General features: G+C 39.8%; 1 protein-coding gene. It reads left to right on the top strand.

The window, feature by feature from the left end:
* Positions 1–1,270, top strand: a 1,270-nt coding sequence (locus WBM49_RS12815; protein WP_424372445.1) for a site-specific integrase, incomplete at its 5' end; no start/stop codon positions are given.
* Positions 1,271–1,740 lie beyond the last annotated feature (470 nt).

The following is a 1,740-nucleotide window of genomic DNA, read 5'->3' as shown; positions in this document are numbered from 1 at the left end:
GACTTACAACATGCGTACGGACAGCACATTAGGAGTGATATTTTTCACTCGCAAGAAAAGGAACGACCCCGAAAAACTGGATATCTACCTCCGGATTACGGTCAACAAAAAACGCGCCGAATTCAGTATAAAACGTGACATTGCGGTGTGCAATTGGGATATTTTCAGGTGTCGGGCCAAAGAAACCGACCATAACCTGATTTTACTAAACACCTATCTAGATGACGTATACGCCGAAGTCCTCAATGCCCACAAGCAATTACACTCGGAAAGAAAGCTGATCACGGCCAAGGCGATCAAGTCTAGGTACTTCGGGGAGGACGAGGAACGCATGACCTTGATGAAGGCTGTCGAATATCACAACAGCAATATCAACAAATCGCTCAAGTGGGGGACACTCAAGAATTATTTTTCTACAGAAAGATATTTAAAGCAATTTCTACAAGAGCGTTTAAAGACCGATGATATTTATTTGATTCAATTGAATTATAAGTTCATCTCCGATTTTGAAAACTATATTAGAACCTATAGGCCAAGAAAAGCACGAAAGACCTGTTCAAATAATGGTGCGATGAAGCATCTCGAAAGGCTGATGAAGATTACCAACCTTGCGCTTAAAATGGAATGGTTGGAGAAAGACCCGTTCAGAAATTTCAAACTCCGTTATATAAGGAACGAAAGGGATTATTTAACGGAGCGGGAGCTGGACCTGATCGAGGGAACTTCCTTCATGACAATAGGTCTGAACAGGGTCAAAGATGTTTTCCTCTTTAGTTGCTATACCGGTCTTTCCTATATCGATATAAAGGAACTACACCCCAACCAGATTCTTATGGGTATCGATGGAAACCAAATGATACATACCAAAAGGGCTAAAACAAACGAATCGGTTAAAATTCCATTGCTACCTAGGTCAAAGGAAATTCTGAACAAGTACAAAGAAGAAATGGAGCTGACCGGTAAACCTCTTCCAGTGTACAGTAATCAGAAGACGAACAAGACTTTAAAGGAAATTGCTAAAGCATGTGGTATTCATAAGAATATTACTTTTCATGTTGCCCGACATACCTTTGCAACCACTGTTACCTTATCCAATGGCGTGCCAATAGAGACTGTTTCCAAGCTTTTAGGACATACCAAGTTATCTACCACCCAAATTTATGCCAGGGTATTGCAGAAGAAGGTAGGGGAGGATATGCAAAACCTGATAAACCACTACAAGGCTAAAGAAAGGCAAAGCAATAAAGATTCAAAATCTCAACATAATTAATCTTTCATGGTCCCGAGACCTACCTATCGGGGTGTTCGGATTTTAAGCGTTCGGAAAGATAAGGGTAAAGCAAAAATCGGATAGGAGATAGTTGTTAAGGTGCAGGTGGCATTGTCGAAATAGAATAACTCTGTGAGTTATTTCCAGTCCGACAAGCGAAACATCATTTGGCCAAGTACTAAAAAGCAAATCCTAAAATATCTCGTTAATGGATATTTAAGGATTTTCAAAATTTGGCCAGCTATCCTCATAATTCCAATCTAGCAACTCTTAAAGTTTTTGGTCTTCATGCTTCCAAGAGAAAGGGCTTTTACCTTTTGGGAAAAGTGTATTCATTTTTAAAGTGCAGCGGAAAAAAGGAATAGCAAGAGGCCAACACGCTAGCGCGGTGTTGCGATATTTCATTTACGCATAAAACGTTGTTTACCAGTATTTTAAAGGGTAGGTAGTTCAAATATTTACTTTTAGGG

This window comes from Muriicola sp., from assembly GCF_049669965.1.
Classification (GTDB): domain Bacteria; phylum Bacteroidota; class Bacteroidia; order Flavobacteriales; family Flavobacteriaceae; genus Muriicola.
This window is presented reverse-complemented; position numbering and strand designations above follow the sequence as displayed.